Origin of the sequence: Treponema putidum (assembly GCF_000755145.1) — a bacterium.
Classification (GTDB): domain Bacteria; phylum Spirochaetota; class Spirochaetia; order Treponematales; family Treponemataceae; genus Treponema_B; species Treponema_B putidum.
Genome location: NZ_CP009228.1, coordinates 402,237 through 423,887, shown reverse-complemented (window position 1 = coordinate 423,887; position 21,651 = coordinate 402,237). Strand labels below are relative to the sequence as shown.

The window sequence follows — 21,651 nt, the reverse complement described above, 5'->3', positions numbered from 1 at the left end:
TATGGAAAATATGAAACATATCCCTAAAGAAAAATTTAGATTGGTACAGAGGGATGAACAAATTTTTGATGCAAAATTTGAAACAAAGCCGATAGGTTATTTTAAGGATGCATGGCTGCGTTTTAAAAGAAATAGTGCTTCCGTAGCCGCTGCATATATTATTGGTGCAATTATTATATTCGCAATAGTAGTTCCATTCTTCTCGAAGTATGATTTGGCTTATTCCGATGCCGTTTATGCAAAAGTTCGGCCTAAGCTGCAAATTTTTGATAAAACAGGTTTTTGGGACGGTTCAAAACCGATGAAGTATAACGATAAATATCTGTTTTATACTCTCGGTATCGGGTATGGAACAGTAAATGGAGACGGAACAAAAAAAATAAGCTGGGATGAAGCTTTATCTACTTCTCCTATCGTTTCAATTGGGGAAGAATTTGCGGACGGTAAAAACAGATATAGATATGTAAGAGTGGATTCATACCGAGGTATAGGTTTTATTTTTTTGAATGTAACAAAAGAAACTTATGATAACATTGTAAGTTGGCAGGAAAAAACGGGAAAACAGATACTATTCCCAATGATTGATTATGCCGATGAATTTGCTGCACGTGATCAATCTGATGCAAATATTTGGTATAAAGTGGATGGACGTGAGTATCCTGTGGACTCAACCGGCAAGAGGTTGTCACTGGAACAGGTTCAGAAACAAGGCTTGACCGATAATTACCTTAGGGACGAAAGCGGTAATGTGCTTTACTCCGTACCTAGGGATAAAACTATGATCGGGATCAGGGTTTTGTATTATAATTACTATCAGTATTTGAACGGTCATGAGCCGGCAAATGCTTTCGGTACTGACGGCCAAGGTTTTGATATTATGGTCAGATTGGCTCATGGTGTAAGATTGTCATTAATGTTGTCTGTTCTTGTTTCGATAATTAACTTTATTCTGGGTTCAATTTACGGCTCAATTACAGGCTTTTACGGAGGCTGGGTTGATCTTATCTTGGAGCGCCTCACGGATATTTTGGCAGGTATGCCTTTCCTTATCGTTGCAACTCTGTTTCAGCTTCACCTTGTTCAAACGGGAAAAGTTTCAGTCTTTACAGGTGTTCTATTTGCCTTTATTCTAACCGGCTGGATAGGCATAGGCGTTCGGGTTAGAACACAGTTTTATCGTTTTAAGAATCAGGAGTATGTTTTAGCTGCAAGGACATTAGGTGCTAATGATAAGAGGCTTATGTTTAAGCATATTTATCCAAACGCAATAGGAACGATTATTACAAGTGCCGCTTTAATTATTCCTTATGTTATTTTATCCGAATCGACACTTTCGTTTTTGGGAATAGTCAGTTTTCACGGAAAAACAATGGCTTCGTTAGGAACAATGCTCGGTTCAGGACAGCAATATTTGTCTACTGATCCTCATATCTTGTTCTTCCCCGCAGGTATCATATCGTTAATGATGATTTCTTTTAACTTATTTGGAAACGGTCTGCGGGATGCATTTAATCCGTCGTTGAGAGGAGTAGAAGATTAATATGGCAAATAAAACAAAATTAGAAGTACGAAATGCAAAAATATCGTTTTGGACAAATAACGGCTATGTTCGTGCTGTCAGGGACGTTTCATTCAATCTTGAAGAAGGCAAAACATTAGCTATAGTAGGAGAATCCGGTTCCGGAAAATCCGTAACTGCAAGAGCTATTCTGGGTATTCTAGCAGGAAATGCAACTGTTGAAGACGGAGAAATTTACTATGACGGAAAGGATTTGCTGCAGATACCCGAAGAAGTTTTCCATGATATCCGCGGAAACAATATAGCTATGATATTTCAGGATCCTCTGTCAAGTTTAAACCCCATTGTCCGTGTCGGAAAACAACTTACAGAGGCAATACTTGCAAACAATGTTACTCAAAGGAAGCAATCTAAAAAGAATTATAAAGAACTTGCAAAGGTTTTGCAAGATAATATGATTCTGGCAGGTGAAGATAGTGCTAAGGTCAAAGAATCGATGAGTAAGTTTACCGGCTATATTTCTGAAGGATGTAGACTTGAACGGGCATATAATATTGCCCATGATACGGCTGAAACTACAATTTCATACATTGACGGTGCTAAGATTCAATTAATTGACAAGCCGGTTGCTGAAGTTGCACAAGAAATAAAAAGGATTGTACAATATTCAAAAAACTGCGGAAATGTTTTTTTGATTCCATCAGATAATCCTGCTTTTGTTTCTGCCGTTGAAGACCTTTCAGTTGTCGCAGGCAAATACAAGATGAGTAAAGGCTCTGAAACGGATAAGGCTGAAGTGGAAGCCGCTTTAGGTGCTTTAAAAGTCATTTTACAAAACGGTCTTGAAAGACATAAGCCTGACTTTGTTGCTTTGGGGTATTATTCACTCCAGAAAGGTAAAGAGGAATTTGCTAGTAAAGATATCAAGCTGCTCAATGATACGGCAAAAAAATTATTTGAAGAAGAATTCCTCGATAATTTTTTACTTATGGTATGCAAGGCTGTAGAATATTCTAATAATAAATCTGCCGATGATAAAAAAACGGCAATTTCAAAAATACAGGAAACTTTGAATATTCTGCAAGGCAAAATTGATGTAAATTCCGTTTCGGATACATGCAATAAATTAAAGCCTATTGTTAAAGAAGCTATAGATAAATTGGACTTACACAAAAACGGTTTTGCCTATACATTTGAAGGTTCAATTGATAATGCTATCTTTATATACAAAATGTCTTTAAAGGCTGAGAATATGACGGGTAAGTCTAAAGCTAATCTAATTAAAAAGTTTAGGCTGCCCACCGGGGTAACCCTTGACCGTCTTGAAGACAAAATACGGGATATTTTAATCAAACTTAAAGCTTCATTTGAAGATAAGCTTGAAAAAAATGCCCACCTTGATGTAAAGGACCGTGCCGAGAAAGTATTGGAAGCGATGATTGTCGAATCTTCCAAAATGAACTATAAGATGAAATATAGTTTGGCTAAAACAAGGTCTATCGATTTAATGAATGAAGTAGGTATTCCGCAAGCCCGCCAAAGGTTTATGCAATATCCGTTCCAATTTTCGGGCGGTATGAGGCAGCGAGTTGTTATAGCAATAGCGCTTGCTTCAAACCCGGATATTTTGATTTGCGACGAACCTACGACGGCATTGGATGTTACCATTCAAGCTCAGATTCTTGAATTGATAAACGAGTTAAAGCGGGAAAGAAACCTTTCAATTATCTTTATTACTCATGACCTCGGCGTTGTTGCAAATATGGCAGATGAAATTGCAGTTATGTATGCAGGTAAAATCGTCGAATACGGTTCGGTTGATGAAGTATTCTATGAACCCGCTCATCCTTATACGTGGGCTCTTTTGTCTTCTATGCCTGATTTGGATACCAAGGAAAAACTTGAATCGATTCCGGGTGTACCTCCTAATATGATTTTCCCGCCTAAGGGCGATGCTTTTGCTCAACGCAATAAATATGCAATGGAAATTGACTTTGAAGAGGAACCGCCGATGTTTGAAATAACTCCTACTCACAAAGCTGCAACATGGTTATTGCATCCTGATGCACCTAAAGACATTAAGCCTCCGCTTATTGTTACCGACCGAATTCGCCGAATGAGAGAGAAAATAGGAGGACAAAATGAATAATAATGATTTGATTTTGAGAGTAAATAATTTAAAGCAATACTTTAAACTTGAGGGTAAGTACCTTAAAGCTGTCGATGACGTGAGCTTTGATGTCCATAAGGGTGAAGTTTTCGGGATTGTAGGAGAATCCGGATGCGGTAAAACTACAATAGGCCGTTCGATTATAGGCCTTTACGAAATTACCGGCGGAGATATTTACTATAAGGACCATCATATTAATTCAGGCCTTCCTTTTTTGAAAGAAAGAATTAAAGAGGCAAGGGCATCAGGCAACAAGCAATTAGCTGAAGAGTTAGAGGCTAAATTTCGTGTCGATAAAAAGATGATGAAAAAAATGCGTTACAATGAGGCTTTGTCCGATATTCAAATGATATTTCAAGATCCTATTTCTTCATTGGATCCGCGTATGACGGTTCGGGAAATAATAGGTGAAGGAATGATTATTCGCGGCGAGAGGGACATGAAAAAAATTGATGCAAAAGTCAAAGAAACTTTAAACCTCGTAGGCCTTGTTGCAGAGCATGCCGAAAGATATCCTCACGAATTTTCAGGCGGCCAAAGACAGCGTATCGGTATAGCACGAGCTATTGTTATGAATCCCGAAATTATCATTGCCGATGAACCTATAAGCGCATTGGACGTTTCGGTACAGGCTCAGGTTATAAACCTAATGAATGATTTACGCCGTGAAATGAATCTTACTATTTTGTTTATAGCTCACGACCTAGCTGTTGTAAAATATTTTTCAAACCGAATTGCAGTTATGTATTACGGAAGAATGGTTGAGCTCGCAGATTCAGATGAGCTTTTTGCTCATCCTTTTCACCCTTATACTCGTGCTTTGCTTTCTGCTATTCCCGTACCGGATCCCAATACCGAACGGAATAGAAAAAGAGAAGTGTATGTACCGGCTTTGGCACACGACTATTCCGTAGATAAGCCGAAGTTTAGAGAAGTTCGTGAAAAGCATTGGGTTTTATGCAATGATGCCGAATATGAAAAATTACCCAAATGATAAAATAATCTAATCCTTAGTACGGCAGATCTAAAATCTGCCGTACTTTTTTTAAAGGTAGTATTTATGGAAAATAAATCCGACACTGGCAATAATTTTTTCGATAATGAAGTTGAGGAGATTGTACCTCAAAAAAAAACCGGATTACTATTCAGTTTTTTTGCTCCATTTGGTGTTGGGGCAGTGATTACTGCGGCTGTTGTTATCTTTTTTTCGCGAGGAAGCTCTCACTCCTTTTTGCATCACCTATGTGACGGCCTTTTTATTGCTTCCGTTTTTTTAGCCGGAATAGGCGGTTTGTCTGTAATAAATAAGTCGGGTCTTTTTGATGTAATTTTATTCGGCTTTTTACAATTAGGAGAAACTATTAAATATGGAGTTACTATGAAAAAAGATGCTCATGTAACTACCGATTTTGGAAAGTTTAAAAATAAAAAGAACTTAAAGCGTAAAAACAGATGGGGCTGGGTAGCAGCAGGTCTTATATATTTTGTCCTTGCATTTATAGTTTTAATTTATATGGGCATCTAAAACCGATATTTTTATAGTAACCTTATTCTTGTCGCGCGAAGGGTTTTAATAAAAAAAATCGAGCCCGCTTTTATGCAGGCTCGAAATGTAAATAAAAAGGAGTAAATTAAGAAAACTAAACTTTTTTTGTAACGTAGTCGCTTTTTAAGCATCGCGAACACATTTTAATGGTTAGAGTTCTGCCGCCGATTTCTGTCTTTACATTTACTAAATTGGGCTTCCAAACTCTTTTTGTGTGAATTTTGGATTTACTTACTGAGTTTCCGGATAACGAGCCTTTTCCGCAAATTTCACATACTCTTGACATATCTCACCTGCCTTTAAAAAATCAGCTGACCTTTAAAGATCAGCTTTCTTTTGAATAGCTCCCCCGCGCGGGTTCGAACCACGGACCCAGTGGTTAACAGCCACTTGCTCTGCCTACTGAGCTACAGGGGAATGCTTCCAATCGGAAGTTTTAGGATATTACACTATTTCTTATAAAATGTCAATAGAAAATTCGTGTTTTTTATTATTTTATCAAATTTTATTTTAAGCATTGTTATTTGGACGGCTTAAAATAAACATCAGATTCGGTTATGACAAGGTCTACGGGATAGTCAAAATCTCCTATTGGAATCTTATCTAAAATTTGCCCCGAAAAACAAAGCCCTGCAAGACAAACTTCTTCTTTTTTTATGCTTTTAAAGAGTTTTTCAAAAAATCTATCGTAAAAACCGCCGCCCCTTCCCATTCTTTCCCCCTTTTTTGAAAATGCCCTTCCCGGTACTAAAATCAAAAGGGGCAGCTCCAAAGGATGCAGAGCTTTTTCTTCTTCTGTTTGAGGAAAAAGGTTAAAGGCTTTTTCGGGCGGCTCCATGATACCGAAAATTCCGGCTTGAACAGGTTCTATTTTTCCGTCTTTAAATTGCATTTTTTTGAATATAAGGTCATTATCCGAGACAAGGGGGAGGGCTACAGTCTTTTTATCTGAATATGCTTGTTTTAAAAGTCCTAAGGTAGGAAATTCTTCTTTTATGGGATGATAGGCAAAAACCGTTTTAGCTTCACTGTATTTAGGTATTTTATTTAAAAAATCCTTGCAATAGTTTTGAGAAGTTTGGAGTTCTTCTGTTTTTTGTATAAGTTTTTTTCCATCGGGGCTTTTAAAATATTCTTTTATTAGGTTTCGTACCTTGGTTTTTTCTTCTTTAAGCATTTTTACCTTATTTTCCTGAGTTTGAATTAAATTCATCCATAGCTTTTTTAGCAAAACGATATTCAAAAAAGGCCGGATTTTCTATTGAAAGCACTTGAACATAGCATTTTTCAGCAAGAGCATATTTTTTTGTCAAATTGTAAAACTCCCCGAGATAAAAGAACAGTCTGCCCTTTTTTACCATGTCGGTTTCTGCCGTTGCCCTGTTTATTAATTCAGTGTCTCCTGCAAAATCTACAAAAAGGCGGCATAAAAAGTACTCGTTCTCTTTTTCAGTCCTGTTTATGTTTTTTAGATAGTTTTGCATAAATTTTTTTGCATCAAGTTTTTTGTTTTGTTTATATAGACTTACCGCATATAAAAGAGCATATTGATAAGAAGCGGGTGCCTTGCTCAAGGCTTTTAAAAATGCCGTGCCTGCATTTACCCAGTCTCCTTTTTCCCAAAACAAAATTCCGGCTCCTTCCAGTGCAAAATAATACGGCGGATAAAGATTGCATACCTTTATGTAATCATCAAGAGCCTCTTCCTTATACCCAAGTTCATCGTTTATGCCTGCACGGTAGATATAGGCTATGTAGGAATCGGGAGTCAGCTCTATAACCCTACTGTAAGCTTTTTTTGCTTCCTCTTTTCGGCCGATTGTAAGATTGTAAGAGCCTATATCAATCCAATGGCTGGGATTATTAGGTTCAAGCTCTGCTGCCTTATTTATATCCTGAAGAGCTTGATACATTCTATTTGTTTCGGATTTTATGCGGGCAAGTTCTGCAAGGGCTGTGCTGTTATTGGGTTCTTGCTCCAAGACTGCCGTTAAATTTGCCTCAGATTGGTCAAGTTTTCCTTCAAGATAGTTTATGCGTCCCAGACCTATAAGGGCTTCCGTGCATTTAGGGTCAACCTTATAAGCTTCTATAAATTTTCTTCTTGCATCATTGTATCTTTTGGCCGAGTAAAAGTCCAAGCCCTGCTCTGTTAATGCTCTTGAATCTTTTGGATTTATAGCCAGTATTTTTTTTAAATATTGATCTTTTTTTTGTTGGTTGTTTTCAGCTTGGGCCATCATAACTTGAGAATATAGAATATCGGTATTATTGGGGTAAGACTTGGAGAGTTCTTCAGCTAAGGTTTCCGCTTCCTTTGTTTTTCTCATCGAGATGAGAATGGACAATTTTAGATATTGTATATTAAAATTATTAGTTACTTCAGAATCCGATGTGTCTATCAATTTTAAAATTCCGTCTAAATCTCCTTTTTGAGAAAGTTGAGTAAGTTTATCAGTAAACTCTTCTCTCGGATTTTTGTTTACCGTTTTTTCGGTTTTTTTTGGCTCTTCAATTACAGCGGGGGTAACGGCTTTTTCAGTTGTTTTACAAGAAAAAATGATAGAAACCGCTATCAAAAAACTAAAATAAACACAAATTTGCTTGGTTATTTTCATAATAGCTCCTTAAAAGTATTGCAATTATTCCTTAGTTTATATACACTATAACATTATGAAGCACAAATCAAGTAGGATAATTGCGTTAACTATATTGTATATACTAATAATTTTCGGCATTTTTATTATTCAATTTACTATCGGAAAGACCTTTTATTATACAATAGGCTCTATGACGGTTTCGGGCAGGGATGAAGTTGATGAAACCGGAAACAGAACTCCTCTTTTACCCCTCCACATAGTATCGAACGGCTTGGATTTTTATATTACAGATCAGAGCCCTGTTATTGCAAAAACAAGCAATAATAAAAATATTAGCTTAAAGGTTTTAGAGTATAAAAAAAACGAAGATTCTTTTAGCGTTGTTTGTTCTAACGATGTTTCGATAGATTTTACCTCATATATTTCGGAAACAATTAATACGGTAAAAATTTCCGTTTCGATGCCGTCCGAGGTTGAAACCGTTTATTTCCCTTGGAAATTGACCCAATCAGCCCGGCTTGAGCGGCAGGATGAGCAGATATTTTTAAGGTATGGAAAGGACCGCTTTGTTTTTAGAGGAGGATACGGGTTCGGTAATACCGATGATTCTTCGGAATTGCCCCATCTAATTCTTTCCGGTTCAAAGCGTACCGCTTTTTATGAAACCTATGTTCAATCACAAAGTTTGGAATTTGAATCAATTCCCCGCATTCCCATCGCAAGTGATGAAGAATACGGGAAAACAAAGCAATTATTTCGGGAAAAGGCCTTGGAGTATTTTTCTAATGTGATTTTGTCAAGAAATTATAATGAAGAACTTTTGACGGCATATATAGCCGAAAGAGCCTTTAAAGGCGAATATTCAAGAGCTCTTTTATCGGCTCCTGCATCTCTTTTACCCAAAGAGAAAAGAAGCTATATATCGGCCGCATTTTATGGCAATCTTGTAGAAAACGAAAAAAGCCTTACAGCATACCATAGAAGGAGATTATCAGGTATTGAATCCGATATAGCAAACTCTGATCCGTCCGTATTTTACAGCGGCTCTGTTATTCCGTTTTTAATAAATAATTCTCGGGCAAATTTAATTCCTGCTTTGGAAAAAATAGCTTCCAATATGAATGAAGAAGAATTAAGCTCTTGGGTTGCTATAGGCTTGTTGGAAGCAGCAATGGATTATAGTCTTTATTTTCCTAATAGACAAAATTTGTTTATGGAAAATTCCGAAAAATATGAGACTGTTTTAAAAGATTCTTTGCTTTTGATTGATGAGGGGGTGTATATTTCTTCCGATAAGAAAACCATTGACACGGAAAATACCTTGAATGCTGCATCAATTTTAATCCGTTATGGAAATTCATATCCCGAAAAAACAACATGGAAGGCTGTAGGGCAGGCTCTGTATTCTTCTATCTTTTCACTTGGAGGAGGCTCTCCAAGTTTGCCGGCATCTTTTGATATTCAGGGAGATAAGGCAAAGAAGTTAGGACTTATGGCTAATGATGCCGTCATTCTCCATGCAGAAAAACTATATCCGGTTGCTATTCGTGATAATCCAAGCTATCCTCATGAAGAATCTTTGGCTTTAAAAGCCGAACCCGGTATTTGGGCTTGGACATCTGCCGGAGAAATAAATGTACTTAAAAATGACACAAAAATATTGAGTTTTAGGATTTCGTCTAAAGCTGATAATACTCATTACCTAATTATAAGAGGCATTCGCCCTTTTTATAGAATACAAATCCATGGAATAGACTTTAGAACGGACTCCAGATTTGAGATTTATAATTCGTCAGGCTACGTTTATGATGAAAGAACCCGTACTCTTTTTCTAAAAATGAAACACAAAAAAGATGATGAGGATATAGTTTTATTTTTAGGCCGCCCGCCTGCCCCTACTCCTGCTCCCGTTGTTCCTTCCGGTCAACCTGTTCAGGAAAACACTGAAGGCGGCAGTTCAGCTGAGAATTCGGATTCTACTGAGGGTAGTGAAGACTCTTCCGAATCCGATAACCAATAAGACCTTGAAACTAAATTAAAACTTTTTTATAAATATTGTTAAAAAACTACCATTTTTTAGAAAAATATGGTATAATATAAGACGTGTTTTAGAAAAATTAAGGAGTTATGGTGAATAAAAGAGATTTTCCGCGTGTTCATTTTTACGATCAAGACTTTGTGGACATTTACGATAGAACATGGGCTTTGGTTCATGATTTTTGGCATTCAACTGGTGACGGCAAACAGGGTACCGAGGGCTTTTTTATTTATCCCGAAACGGACGGTAATTTTTTAAACCAATATGAAACTATATTTTCATCTTTTTTCTTTGTTTATTCCAATAAAAATTATACACCTAATTCCGCCCTTGACTTTTTTTATGAGAGGCAGGAAGAAAACGGTGCTATACGCAATAGATATAATTTTGACACAAAAGAGCCTGTTTTAAAACGGGATAATCCCGAAGGTTTAGGTATGCCCCTATTTGCATGGGCAGAGTACAATATTTATCACAAGACCGGAAACAAAAAGCGTGTAAAAGATATTATGCCCGTCTTGATTAAATATATGGACTGGATCGACAAAATGTTTAAGGCCTATAACGGCTTATATAAAAGCCCTCTTGAAACAGTCAATATGCCCAATGCCCCTCGAAAAGAATCCGTTTTTTTGACTGATTTTAATTCGGCCCTTGCAATAAATGCCCTTTATATGTCGGCCTTAGGCGATATACTGAATGATAAAGACATAGACTTCCAATACAAAAGAATGTATTTTACAATAAAAACCAGAATCAATTCGATGATGTGGAATGAAGAGGACGGTTTTTACTATGATCTTGATGCCGACGGCAATCAGATAAAGAAAAAGACCCTTGCCGGGTTCTGGCCGATGCTTGCCGAAATTCCCAATGAGGATAAGGCCGCTCTTTTGGTAGAGCACCTATCCAACCCAAAAACTTTCGGCGGGGATCATCCCTTTCCCAGCCTTGCAGCCGATGAGCCTGAATATGACGAAAACGGAAGCGGTGCCTGCGGCAGTGTCTTCCCTATTTTAAACTTTGTTGTTGTAAAGGGTTTGGAAAAATATAACCGCTGGGAGATAGCAAGAGAGTGTGTTATAAGGCATCTTTACTATGTTCTTGAAACTCTTTCTCCTGCAGGAAATTCAAAAAAACAAGGTTTTTTGTGGGAGGCCTATTCACCCGTTAAAGAAGGCCCTGCTCAATGGAAAGGAAAACCTGCCTTTCCCCGTAAACAATATCTTTTGAGTGTGGGGCTTTCTACAATCAGTTTAATGATAGAAAACGTTATCGGTCTTTCGATAAGTCTTCCGCGTAAAACGGTAAATTGGACGGTGCCTAATCTTGAAGTAATGGGCATCGAAAATTTGAGCCTTAAAAGAAACCTTATAACGATTCTTTCATCAAAGAGTCAGAGAGGGTGGGAGATACATATGGAAAGTGAAAAACTTTATTATTTTACCATAAATATCTTAAACGAAAAAAGAAGACCCTGCCTATTCCTTCGGGTAAGTGTTCAATGTTGATAGATAAACTTTAATAGACGGAATTTTTTAGCTTATGCCTTTTGCTTTTTGTGCTTCCACAAGCTGCTTTAGGGCCTTTATGTAGGCTGCCTTTCTCATGGTAACGTTATAATTTTCTTTTTCATCCCATACCCGTTTAAAAGCTTCAACCGTTTTTGTATGCAGCCTGCCGTTTACTTCTTCTTCATTCCAGTAAAATCCTTGTAGATTTTGTACCCATTCAAAATAAGAAACAATGACTCCTCCTGAGTTGGCGAGGATATCCGGCACACAGATTATATTCTTTTTTTTGAGAATTTCATCAGCTTCGGGAGTTACGGGGCCGTTTGCTGCTTCAATTATTATGGAAGCCTTAATATTGCGGGCGTTTTTTTCGGTAATTTGATTTTCGAGGGCTGCCGGTATTAAAATATCTGTTTTAAGCTCTAAAAGCTCTTCATTGGATATTCTTTTAAAGTCGCCTTCAAAAGAATTAAGTTTTTGACCTTTCTTAATATGTTCCATTACAAGTTGAATGTTTAAGCCTTTTTCGTTATATATAGCTCCGCTTGAACTGCTTACAGCGATAACCTTGGCTCCTTCCTTTGAAAAAAGATCTGCCGCAACACTTCCGACATTTCCCAAACCTTGAATAACTGTGCTTTGCCCTTTAAGATTTTTGTTAAGTTTTTTTAAAAGCTCTTTGCACGTAAAAAGAACCCCTCGGCCTGTGGCTTCAACACGTCCTAAAGACCCGCCGATTGAAATCGGCTTACCCGTAACTACGGCAGGGCAATATTCGCCTGCATAGGTGCTGTAGGTGTCAGCTATCCAAGACATGACTTTTGCGTTAGTTCCTACATCCGGGGCAGGGATATCAATTCGGGGCCCAATAAAGGACGAAATACGTTTTGTATAAGTTCGTGTAAGTTTTTCAAGCTCTGATTCTGAAAGTTTTGAAGGGTCTACACAGATGCCTCCTTTTCCGCCCCCGTATGGAATGTCGGCAACTGCACACTTAAAGGTCATCCATGCTGCAAGGGAGCGGACTTCATCGATATTGACATCTTGATGGAATCTTATGCCTCCTTTTGCAGGACCTCTGAGTGTAGAGTGTTGAACTCTAAAACCTTGGAACACTTTGACATTCCCATTATCCATTTTTACCGGAATAGAAACATGCATTTCTCTTTCGGGACTTAGTAAGGTGATATAATCATCTTCGTTGAGATTGGCTGCTTTTGCTGCCTCCGTTATTGTTTTTAAAAGCTTTACATAGGTGCCTTCCATAATTTTTCCTTTTATAAAATAGTTTAAAGGAATTATACACTAAAATACACGGTATTTAAAGTTATTTAGGAAAAAAATCGGAAGATTAAACAAAAAACGACTTCGGCCGGTATGAAAAGAGAACCCGATTCAGCTTACCTCAAAATAAACATCATTAAGGTATCGTTACATGTAATTAGGCTATGATAAAAAAACTTGACAAAATTTCATAACAGCCTAGGAGCAAGTTTGAGGTATAGCAATCTAACACGATAAATTTTGCTGCAGCTCATGAGTCCAAGCAGAGTGCGGTACGGGCAAAATTTGCATTTTTCCCTCATAGTCATTGGCAGGTCTTACGGCTCGGAGGTCATCATTGATTTTCGCCTTCCCGGAAATTAAAAAATCCCAGTGGTATTTTGAAAAACAACTCTCTCACTTACGTCAGCCGGACTGCTCAGGATTTTCACCTGATTCCCTTTTCACTGCTTGATTAAAAGCAGCACCAAGACCGAAATCGCTATTTAGATGAGAGTTTATACTTTTATTAAAAATGTGTCAAGGTATTATTTTTTTCTATTTTTTTCAAGATGGTTTCCCCTTACTTGACTTTCGACTGTATTTTTGCAATAATGTTAGCCTGAGGATATTTTTTGTGACCGATAGCTATCAAAATTTTATAGATCATGCCGGCAGTATGCTAACAAAAAGAATCGCGCTGCCTAATGAGTGTTTTGACTCATATCAATTCTCAAGATAGAGGAATAATAATGATTACATTACAAAACGTTTCTTTTTCCTACAGCGGAGAACACGGTACCGGAGACGGCGTATACGGAATAGACCTTACCATAAAGGACGGCGAATTCATCGTATTATGCGGAGAATCGGGCTGCGGCAAAACCACCCTTACACGGCTGATAAACGGGCTTGCCCCTCATTTTTATGAAGGCGATATGAGCGGTTCCGTGATGATAGGTGACAGATGCATCAATACGGAAGGATTATCCGACACCGCCGCTTTAGTCGGAAGCGTCTTTCAAAATCCCAAAAGTCAATTCTTCAACCTCGACACCACCGGCGAACTCGTGTTCGGCTGCGAAAATCTCGGGCTCCCGCGGGAGCAGATTAAACAACGCCTCGAAAAAACAAAGAGCGATTTGCAGCTTGACAATTTGATGGATCGGGATATTTTTGAGCTGTCCGGAGGAGAAAAGCAGCAAATTGCATGCGCCTCCTGCTACACCGCCGATCCCGGAGTGTTCGTGCTGGATGAGCCGTCCTCCAATTTGGATAAGAGGGCAATTCAGCGGCTGCACCGGATGTTGATAAAAATAAAAGCGGAGGGAAAGACCGTTGTGATTGCGGAGCACCGGCTCTATTACCTGATGGATCTGGCTGACCGCTTTATCTATATGCGAGGCGGAAAGATTGAGCGTATTTTTTCACGGGATGAAATGAAAGCCCTCAGCGAATCCGATTTAACCGCACTCGGCTTGCGGCTCACCGATATGAAGACCCTCTCTTCGCTTGTACAAAAAAACAATACGCCGCAGGGTGAGGACGCAGCGGAAGAAGGACTTGCAAAAAACAGTAACCCGTCCGTATCACAGCCCGGCTCAAAGCCCGCTCTTGAAGCTCTCGATTTAACCTGCGGCTACGGCTCTACCCGAGTGCTCGACATAGAGAGGCTCGCCCTCCCCGAACATTCGATTGTGGCTCTTATCGGAGACAACGGTTCGGGCAAAAGTACCTTCGCGCAGGCGCTCGCAGGACTGATTCCTTCAAACGGAAGCATTGCAGTCGGCGGCGCATATATGACGGCAGAGGAGCGCAGCACGCGCAGTTTTATGGTGATGCAGGATGTCAACCGCCAGCTTTTTGCCGACAGCGTGCTGGAAGAAGTGATGATGAACACCGGCGCTTCCGCAGCGGATGCCGAATCGGTATTGGAGCGGCTCGGCATCCTCGAACTGAAAGACAGGCATCCTGCCTCCTTGTCGGGCGGGCAAAAACAGCGGACGGCGATCGCTTCCGCTCTCTGCGCAAAAAAAGACGTGCTTATCTTTGATGAACCTACCAGCGGACTCGACCGCCGCGGCATGGAACGCTTCGGCTTTCTGTTACGCGAGCTGCAGACAAGCGCCGCCCTTTCGCTCGTTATTACACACGATCCCGAATTGATTATGAGCTGCTGCACGCACATCCTCCATATCGAAAACGGCAGGGTCTTGGCCTTCTACCCTTTGAATAAGGCAGGCATTGAGCGTGTTTCGGTATATTTCTTGCAGGCAAGCGATGAAAATACGAGCCGAAAGCGGGACAAGCAAAGTTCTATTTCTAAGATTTTACATTACGCCGGAGCACATCGCCGCACAATATACAAGGCGGCGCTCTGCATGACAATCGGAGCAGCGGCGAGCATTGTTCCGTATCTTTTAGTATATAACATCCTTGAGCAGGTCTTAAACGGTTCGGTTCCGACGTTAGCCGGAAGCGGAAAAATGCTTGCAAGTATTTTGCTTGCGCAAATTGTGTATGCGGTTTTTTACATGTACGGCTTTCAGCTTTCACACCGCGCAGCATACAACACGCTGGAAAACATACGCCGCTTTTTGCAGGAGAACTTGGAGCGCAAGCCGCTCGGCAAAGTTAGGGAGATGGGCAGCGGGGCAATCAAAAAGCTGTTCACCGATGATATTGAATCGATAGAACTTCTTTTGGCGCATATGATCCCCGAAGGGATTGCAAACCTAATCATTGCCATGTTTGCACTTGCGGTTCTCCTTGTCATCGACTGGCAGCTTGCTCTGCTGACCTGTGTTGTCATTGCGCTGGGCATCAGCGTTTCGGGGCAGATGTACCGGGTCGGGATTGAGCAGATGGGCAGTTACTTTGCCGCTGCAAAACGGCTGAACAATACCATTATCGAATATGTAAACGGTATGGAAGTTGTTCGTGTGTTTAACCGGCAGGATGAATTCGGCGAGCGGTTCGCTTCTTCCGTTACTTCGTACCGCGATTTTGCACTGTCGTGGTACAAGGTGTCATTTCCGTGGATGGCATTATACGGCAGCTTGTTTTCAAATATCTTATTATACAGTTTGCCCTTCGGCACTCTGCTTATCTTACTCGGTCAGTTGAGCCTTGCCCGCTACATTCTGGCAATCTGCCTTTCTTTCGGGATTGCACCGCTCCTCCTCCGCTGTATGAGTTTTATCGGCGCCATACCGCAAGCAAGTTATAAAATTCAGGCTTTGGAAAAAACCTTTGACTACCCCGAACTGAAAACGGGAACTGCGCCGTTTTCCGGCACGGGACACGGTATCGAATTCCGCAATGTCCGGTTTGCATACAAGGATTTGGAAGTGCTGAAAGATGTTTCCTTTACGGCGCAAGAGCGGAAGATGACTGCCTTAGTCGGAGCGAGCGGCAGTGGGAAAAGCACGGCGGCAAAGCTCTTGGTGCATTATTACGATGTTTCGGGCGGCGAGGTGCTCATCGGCGGGCAGAATATCAGGGAGATGAGTTTGGAAGCGCTCAACGAACAGATTGCCTACGTTTCTCAAGACGTGTTCCTTTTTAACAAGAGCATTGCCGACAATATCCGCATCGGGAAAAAGGATGCCACCGATGAGGAGGTTATTGCCGCCGCAAAAAAAGCCCAAGCGGATGACTTTATCCGTGAACTGCCGGACGGCTACGCAACGCTCGCGGGTGAAGCGGGCGGTAAGCTTTCAGGCGGACAGCGGCAGCGGATTTCCTTTGCACGGGCAATACTCAAAGATGCACCGGTTGTCATTTTAGATGAGGCGACCGCCTTTATCGATCCAGAAAACGAACAAAAGATGAATCAGGCTATACGCGAAATCGTGCGGGATAAAACCCTTATCGTTATCGCTCATAAAATGCAGTCCATTATGAATGCTGATAACATTATCGTGCTTAACGACGGACGCATTGCCGCTTCCGGCCGCCATGAGGAGCTTATTGAAACCTGCCCTGAATACCAAAACCTCTGGCGCATCTCGGAAGAAACCGCAGACTGGACGGTACGGACAAAGGAAGGAAACTCTCTATGATTGCAATGGTTCATCAGTTACTTTTATTTACCGGAAAGTACGCCCGGAAAATCCGTTTGGCATATTTGTTTACTTTTCTAAAAGCGGTTGCGGCGAATGCCCCGCTGATGGTCGCCGTAAAACTTATCGACATGCTCATCAAGGGATACGCCGAAATTAAAACGGTAATCTACGCTGCAGCGGTTATGCTGCTTTTGCTCGCAGTTCAGGCAGTCTGCCAAAACATCGCAGACCGTTTGCAAGCGGGAGCGGGATATAAGGTCTTTGCGGAAAAGCGGCTTGAGCTTGGGCGGCACCTGCGCCGGTTACCGATGGGGTACTTTACTGCGGGGAATATCGGAAAAATAAGTTCCGTGCTGTCGGCGGATATGGTCTTTATCGAAGAACAGGCAATGTCGGCTGTTTCGGAGGTTACCGGCAGTATCGCGGCGCAGATCATTTTGACGGGATTTCTCTTTGCGCTGCATCCGCTGTTCGGAGCCGTCGCTCTTGTAACGGAGCTTACGGCAATCCTGTTCGCTCAGCCGATGATTAAGCTTTCCGTCCGTAACTCCCAGTTGCGTCAAAAAAGCATAGAAGCATTGACGGGTTCCGTTTTGGAATACACGGAAGGGCTCGGCGTTATTAAAAGCTATAACCTCACCGGAGAAGGTGCGGAAGATATCAGGGGCAGTTTTGCACGTATGAAAGAAGCGAGCCTCTCTTTTGAAGAAGAATATTCCCCCAAGGAGCGGACGATGCTGATCATTTACAGCATCGGCATGACCGCAATGCTTGCCTTAAATATTTGGCTGTTTCAGCAGGGCGCCGTATCAAGCACCGTATTTATCGGCGGAATGCTTTTTGCTTTCAGCCTTTTTGCGCCTCTTAGACAGCTTTATCAAAAGACCGGAATTCTCGCAATCATGAAGGCTGCGCTGGAGCGTGTGAACGAAGTCTTTAAAGAAAAAGAACTTGAGGATACGGGAACCGAGACTTTGCCGCCGGCAGCCGATGCGGAAATAACGTTCAAAAACGTGTCCTTTGACTACGCGGATAAGGAAGTGCTGCACAACCTGTCATTCAGCATCAAACAAGGGCAGATGGCAGCCTTTGTCGGGCAGTCCGGCGGCGGAAAAAGCACGATTATGAATATACTTGCCCGCTTTTGGGATGTGTCCAAGGGCGAAATCCTTTTGCGGGGAAAAAACATCAAAACGCTTCCGCTGACGGTGTTGATGGATCACATCAGCATGGTGTTCCAGCGGGTCTATCTGTTTGAGGACACTATTGCAAACAACATCGCGATGGGCATGCCCCATGCGGACAGGGACGCTATTATCGAAGCGGCAAAAAAAGCGCAGTGTTATGACTTTATCATGCGCCTTCCGTACGGCTTCGACACCGTTATCGGCGAAGGCGGGGCGTCTCTTTCAGGCGGTGAGGCGCAGCGTATCTCCATTGCCCGCAGCATCCTCAAAGACGCGCCGCTTATCATCTTAGATGAAGCAACCGCAAGTATCGATGCCGATAACGAGCAGGCAATACAGAAAGCCTTGAGTGAATTATGCCGCGGAAAGACCACGCTGGTTATTGCTCACCGGCTGGAAACCGTCCGCGAAGCAGACCGTATTTTTGTCATCGACAACGGAGAGCTTAAAGAGCAGGGCACCCATGCAGAACTTATCAAAGCGCACGGGCTGTATTACCGCATGACAGATGCCCATAATGCCTCCGCATCATGGCAAAAAGGAGAGGTAAGAATATGAGAAAAACCGGATACAAAATAGGCGGCCTTATCCTTATTATCATCAGCATTTTTTTACTGCTTGGCGGACTGTATCTTCCTTCAGCCATGTTTTCCGTTTGGCTGTTATGGGGCTTAGATATCGCAGGTTTGATCTTGCTTGCCGCCGGCATAGTTATGTATAAGGTACTCAATGGGTGAGGGGAAACGCTAGCAAGCTGAATGTAAACCGATGGACAAAGCTCATCATATGTGCACCTCACCCTAAAAAGATTTAAGTTTTAGGGACTTTCCTATATTTATAGAAATATGCTAATATAAATATGTTGGAGGTAATATAAAATGAAAAACTTAATCTTTTATTTTCTATTCATCGCGAGCACGATAGGTTTATGTGCACAAAAATACATTGCCATAATCACAGATGATGATATAAATTCTATTCATTATGTTATTGATAACAAAGTGAATGTTCGAGCCGAACCGAGCCTTTCCGGAGAAAAACTTTTTCAACTGAATTTGGGTGATGCGGTCAGGATTCTTAGAAGTAATAAGGACTGGGACTGGATTTTAGAGGAAGGGTATTATTCACCATGGTACAGAATCGTTTGTGAAAAAGGGGAAGGTTATATGTGCGGAAGATATATTTCCTGCAAAGAGGCCGTGGGAGATATCGATAATGACGGAGAAGATGAGATTTTTGCATGTCTGTGTATTACTGAACAAGAGGGTGTAGGAGTTTCCGAGTATAAGGAGAGTTTTTATAATGTAGATAAAAATCATATACTTATAAAAAAATCGAGTACTAAACCTATTCCTCTGGAGAATTTTTCTAAATATGAAGTATCAGAAGATGCTTCTTATTCGATAAAAGTATGCGAAAATTTGATACCGAAAGTAAGCTTTCTTATTATGAGATGCGGTTTCAGCGACGGCGGTATCGGCTGGAGCAGCGAAAGTTATTATTATTTTTTGAATGGCTCATTAAGGTATTTTGACGGACTTCACAACGAGTTTTTTTATATGGAGTCCGAAACTGAAGAAGAATTTGAATTTAACGGAGATAGGGTAAAGCTCATCAGAACTGTTACAAAATGGGAAAATGAAAAACCTTTAGAACCGGAAATTACCGTTACACAATATTTATGGGACGGAGAAGATTTTATTAAAACCGATAAATAGAAGGGGCATCTATTAAATACACGAACCCTCTATGACCGAAATGCGGGCTATTCAATAGCCGCTTAACGACAAGCCGCTTAACGACTATAGACAAATCTTACAAAACAAGTTAAAATCATTCATTGGGTATTAAAATATAAATAGCCTAAAAATCAGACTAGGAGGTAATGCTGATGATAGCTTTATATGTTGCTCTGGCCGTAGCGGTTATTATTTTATTTTCGATAGCCGTTGTAGTGCCTGAACAAGAAAGTTATGTTATTGAAAGACTTGGAAAATATTCGCGGACTCTTACTGCGGGTTTCCATATCTTAACCCCGTTTATAGACAGAATTGCTTATAAGCAAAACCTAAAGGAAGAAGCCTTGGATGTAGACCCTCAAGTTTGTATCACAGCCGATAACGTTCAGGTGCAGGTTGACGGGATTCTTTATTTAAAAATATTCGATCCGGTTAAAGCCAGCTACGGAATAGATAATTACCGCTATGCCGTTACCCAGCTTGCAAAGACAACTATGAGAAGCGAAATTGGAAAGCTGGAACTTGACAAAACCTTTTGCGGAAGAGAAGGCTTAAATGACAGTATAGTAAAGGCCTTAGACGAGGCTTCAGACAACTGGGGTATAAAGGTTACCCGCTACGAAATACGGGATATTACGCCTACCCGCACAATCCTTGAAGCTATGGAAAGACAGATGAGAGCTGAACGTGAAAAGAGGGCTAACATTCTTTCCAGTGAAGGAAAACAGCAATCCCGAATAAATATTTCTTTGGGTAAAAAGAAAGAAGCCATAAACAAGGCTATGGGCGAAAAACAGCGAAGGATAAATCTTGCCGAAGGCCGCTCAAAGGCTATCGAAATAACGAGTAATGCGACAGCCGAAGGTTTGCGTTTGATTGCAGATGCCCTTTCTCAGCCGGGAGGAAGAACGGCTATGGGTATCCGTCTTGCCGAAAACTATATCCAAAGGTTCGAGCACATTATTAAAAAATCCAATGTTTCGGTTTACCCCGAAAACATTGCAGGCCTTGCAGCCTTTACCGACATTATTAAAAATGCAGGGAAGGGAGTGAAGGTCATAGAGGGAGGTCAAAATGCTTAATTTTATAATCCCGATTATTATTGCAGCAGTTATTGCAATAGTTTTTATTGTTGCTCTTTTTAGAAGCATCCGCATCGTTCCGCATAAGGTTGCCCTAATTGTAGAACGCTTAGGCAAGTATCACGCAACATTGGATGCCGGTTTTCATATTCTATTTCCGTTTTTGGATAGGGTAAAATACAAGCAGAATCTAAAGGAACAGGCTATAGATGTTCCCGCCCAAGACTGTTTTACCAAGGACAACGTTCAGGTACGTATTGACGGAATCCTCTATCTTCAAGTCTTTGATCCGATTAAGGCAAGCTACGGTATACGAGATTACCGCTATGCAACTATCTTGCTTGCACAGACGACCATGCGTTCTGTAGTAGGACAGCTGGATTTGGATGACACCTTTGAAGCACGGGAACAGATAAACGCTCAGGTTGTAAAGGCCGTAGATGAAGCTTCGGATCCTTGGGGCGTAAAGGTTACCCGTTACGAGATTCAAAACATAAGAGTTTCCGATTCTATTATGGATGCCATGGAAAACCAGATGAAGGCCGAAAGAGAAAAGCGGGCAGAAATAGCCCACTCGGTCGGAGAGATGGAAACCGTTATCAATCTTTCAAGGGCGGCTTATGAAGAAGCCGTAAACATAAGCGAAGGTGAAAAAGAAAAAATGATAAACGAGGCGGAAGGCCAGGCTCGGGAAATTGTTGCCGTTGCCGAAGCCACTGCCGACGGTATTAAAAAAATTGCCGCTTCTACCCAAATTCAAGGCGGTATGGAAGCTGCAAAACTCACCGTTTCGCAAGAATGGATAAACGCTTTAAGTTCTATCGATGAAAAAACAAAGATAATTATGTCCGCAGATTTTACAGACATAAAGAAAATGACCATCGACATGGCCGAAGAAATAATCCGATAATTTTTTATGCACTGCA

Annotated in this window: 15 protein-coding genes, 1 tRNA gene, 1 pseudogene and 1 riboswitch; of the genes and pseudogenes, 12 read left to right on the top strand and 5 right to left on the bottom strand. The window is 41.0% G+C overall.

The window, feature by feature from the left end:
• The first annotated feature begins 1 nt into the window (after position 1).
• The 4 genes from JO40_RS12820 to JO40_RS01825 all read left to right on the top strand — a co-directional run bounded on the left by JO40_RS12820 (position 2) and on the right by JO40_RS01825 (position 5,214).
• The gene (locus JO40_RS12820; RefSeq protein WP_049992330.1) at positions 2–1,540 is read left to right on the top strand and encodes an ABC transporter permease; all 1,539 of its coding nucleotides are present in this window, start codon (positions 2–4) and stop codon (positions 1,538–1,540) included.
• Position 1,541: 1 nt separating this feature from the next.
• Positions 1,542–3,668, top strand: coding sequence for an oligopeptide/dipeptide ABC transporter ATP-binding protein (locus JO40_RS14980; protein ID WP_084224505.1), 2,127 nt, complete (start codon positions 1,542–1,544; stop codon positions 3,666–3,668).
• Positions 3,661–4,683, top strand: a complete 1,023-nt coding sequence (locus tag JO40_RS01830; protein ID WP_044977628.1) for an ABC transporter ATP-binding protein — start codon at positions 3,661–3,663, stop codon at positions 4,681–4,683. Before JO40_RS14980 ends, JO40_RS01830 begins: the two co-directional genes overlap by 8 nt.
• Positions 4,684–4,749: 66 nt before the next feature.
• A complete protein-coding gene (locus JO40_RS01825; RefSeq protein ID WP_044977627.1) occupies positions 4,750–5,214 on the top strand; it encodes a DUF3899 domain-containing protein in 465 nt (154 codons plus the stop codon).
• A 115-nt stretch (positions 5,215–5,329) separates the two neighbouring features.
• On the opposite strand, the gene rpmB is transcribed toward JO40_RS01825, so the two are convergent.
• The 4 genes from rpmB to JO40_RS01805 form a co-directional block, all read right to left on the bottom strand.
• Positions 5,330–5,521, bottom strand: coding sequence for a 50S ribosomal protein L28 (gene rpmB / locus JO40_RS01820; RefSeq protein ID WP_002670427.1), 192 nt, complete (start codon positions 5,519–5,521; stop codon positions 5,330–5,332).
• A gap of 58 nt (positions 5,522–5,579) precedes the next feature.
• A tRNA-Asn gene (locus tag JO40_RS01815) sits at positions 5,580–5,652 on the bottom strand.
• A gap of 103 nt (positions 5,653–5,755) precedes the next feature.
• Complete coding sequence (locus JO40_RS01810) at positions 5,756–6,412, bottom strand: 5-formyltetrahydrofolate cyclo-ligase (protein WP_044979669.1); 657 nt, start codon at positions 6,410–6,412, stop codon at positions 5,756–5,758.
• A gap of 7 nt (positions 6,413–6,419) precedes the next feature.
• Positions 6,420–7,853 (bottom strand): tetratricopeptide repeat protein, encoded by a 1,434-nt coding sequence (locus JO40_RS01805; protein WP_044977626.1) that lies wholly within the window; start codon positions 7,851–7,853, stop codon positions 6,420–6,422.
• Positions 7,854–7,908: 55 nt separating this feature from the next.
• Here JO40_RS01805 and JO40_RS01800 point away from each other — a divergent pair, with 55 nt between their 5' ends.
• Together JO40_RS01800 and JO40_RS01795 are read left to right on the top strand one after the other, a co-directional pair.
• The gene (locus JO40_RS01800; RefSeq protein ID WP_044977625.1) at positions 7,909–9,855 is read left to right on the top strand and encodes a hypothetical protein; all 1,947 of its coding nucleotides are present in this window, start codon (positions 7,909–7,911) and stop codon (positions 9,853–9,855) included.
• Positions 9,856–9,965: 110 nt separating this feature from the next.
• A pseudogene (locus tag JO40_RS01795) lies at positions 9,966–11,398 on the top strand (MGH1-like glycoside hydrolase domain-containing protein).
• A 13-nt stretch (positions 11,399–11,411) separates the two neighbouring features.
• On the opposite strand, the gene JO40_RS01790 reads toward JO40_RS01795, so the two are convergent.
• Complete coding sequence (locus JO40_RS01790) at positions 11,412–12,653, bottom strand: Glu/Leu/Phe/Val family dehydrogenase (RefSeq protein ID WP_044977624.1); 1,242 nt, start codon at positions 12,651–12,653, stop codon at positions 11,412–11,414.
• A gap of 310 nt (positions 12,654–12,963) precedes the next feature.
• Positions 12,964–13,157, bottom strand: a riboswitch (cobalamin riboswitch).
• A gap of 245 nt (positions 13,158–13,402) precedes the next feature.
• Here JO40_RS01790 and JO40_RS01785 point away from each other — a divergent pair.
• The 6 genes from JO40_RS01785 (at position 13,403) to JO40_RS01760 (ending at position 21,635) form a co-directional block, all read left to right on the top strand.
• On the top strand, positions 13,403–16,714 hold the full coding sequence (locus JO40_RS01785; protein ID WP_044977623.1) for an energy-coupling factor transporter ATPase: 3,312 nt from the start codon (positions 13,403–13,405) through the stop codon (positions 16,712–16,714).
• The gene (locus JO40_RS01780; protein WP_044977622.1) at positions 16,711–18,462 is read left to right on the top strand and encodes an ABC transporter ATP-binding protein; all 1,752 of its coding nucleotides are present in this window, start codon (positions 16,711–16,713) and stop codon (positions 18,460–18,462) included. Before JO40_RS01785 ends, JO40_RS01780 begins: the two co-directional genes overlap by 4 nt.
• Entirely contained in the window at positions 18,459–18,641 is a 183-nt protein-coding gene (locus JO40_RS01775; RefSeq protein ID WP_044977621.1) for a hypothetical protein, read from the top strand. Before JO40_RS01780 ends, JO40_RS01775 begins: the two co-directional genes overlap by 4 nt.
• A 141-nt stretch (positions 18,642–18,782) precedes the next feature.
• Positions 18,783–19,622 carry an SH3 domain-containing protein gene (locus JO40_RS01770; RefSeq protein ID WP_044977620.1) on the top strand — a complete coding sequence of 280 codons (840 nt, stop codon included), beginning with the start codon at positions 18,783–18,785 and terminating at the stop codon, positions 19,620–19,622.
• Between the two features lie 173 nt (positions 19,623–19,795).
• The gene (locus tag JO40_RS01765; protein WP_044977619.1) at positions 19,796–20,725 is read left to right on the top strand and encodes an SPFH domain-containing protein; all 930 of its coding nucleotides are present in this window, start codon (positions 19,796–19,798) and stop codon (positions 20,723–20,725) included.
• Entirely contained in the window at positions 20,718–21,635 is a 918-nt protein-coding gene (locus tag JO40_RS01760) for an SPFH domain-containing protein (protein ID WP_044977618.1), read from the top strand. The genes JO40_RS01765 and JO40_RS01760 overlap by 8 nt, the downstream gene beginning before the upstream one ends.
• Positions 21,636–21,651: the final 16 nt, after the last annotated feature.

Coding starts and splice junctions, on each gene's coding strand:
- JO40_RS12820 (WP_049992330.1), top strand. CDS start 2: ATGGAAAATATGAAACATATCCCTAAAGAAAAATTTAGATTGGTACAG.
- JO40_RS14980 (WP_084224505.1), top strand. CDS start 1,542: ATGGCAAATAAAACAAAATTAGAAGTACGAAATGCAAAAATATCGTTT.
- JO40_RS01830 (WP_044977628.1), top strand. CDS start 3,661: ATGAATAATAATGATTTGATTTTGAGAGTAAATAATTTAAAGCAATAC.
- JO40_RS01825 (WP_044977627.1), top strand. CDS start 4,750: ATGGAAAATAAATCCGACACTGGCAATAATTTTTTCGATAATGAAGTT.
- rpmB (WP_002670427.1), bottom strand. CDS start 5,521: ATGTCAAGAGTATGTGAAATTTGCGGAAAAGGCTCGTTATCCGGAAAC.
- JO40_RS01810 (WP_044979669.1), bottom strand. CDS start 6,412: ATGCTTAAAGAAGAAAAAACCAAGGTACGAAACCTAATAAAAGAATAT.
- JO40_RS01805 (WP_044977626.1), bottom strand. CDS start 7,853: ATGAAAATAACCAAGCAAATTTGTGTTTATTTTAGTTTTTTGATAGCG.
- JO40_RS01800 (WP_044977625.1), top strand. CDS start 7,909: ATGAAGCACAAATCAAGTAGGATAATTGCGTTAACTATATTGTATATA.
- JO40_RS01790 (WP_044977624.1), bottom strand. CDS start 12,653: ATGGAAGGCACCTATGTAAAGCTTTTAAAAACAATAACGGAGGCAGCA.
- JO40_RS01785 (WP_044977623.1), top strand. CDS start 13,403: ATGATTACATTACAAAACGTTTCTTTTTCCTACAGCGGAGAACACGGT.
- JO40_RS01780 (WP_044977622.1), top strand. CDS start 16,711: ATGATTGCAATGGTTCATCAGTTACTTTTATTTACCGGAAAGTACGCC.
- JO40_RS01775 (WP_044977621.1), top strand. CDS start 18,459: ATGAGAAAAACCGGATACAAAATAGGCGGCCTTATCCTTATTATCATC.
- JO40_RS01770 (WP_044977620.1), top strand. CDS start 18,783: ATGAAAAACTTAATCTTTTATTTTCTATTCATCGCGAGCACGATAGGT.
- JO40_RS01765 (WP_044977619.1), top strand. CDS start 19,796: ATGATAGCTTTATATGTTGCTCTGGCCGTAGCGGTTATTATTTTATTT.
- JO40_RS01760 (WP_044977618.1), top strand. CDS start 20,718: ATGCTTAATTTTATAATCCCGATTATTATTGCAGCAGTTATTGCAATA.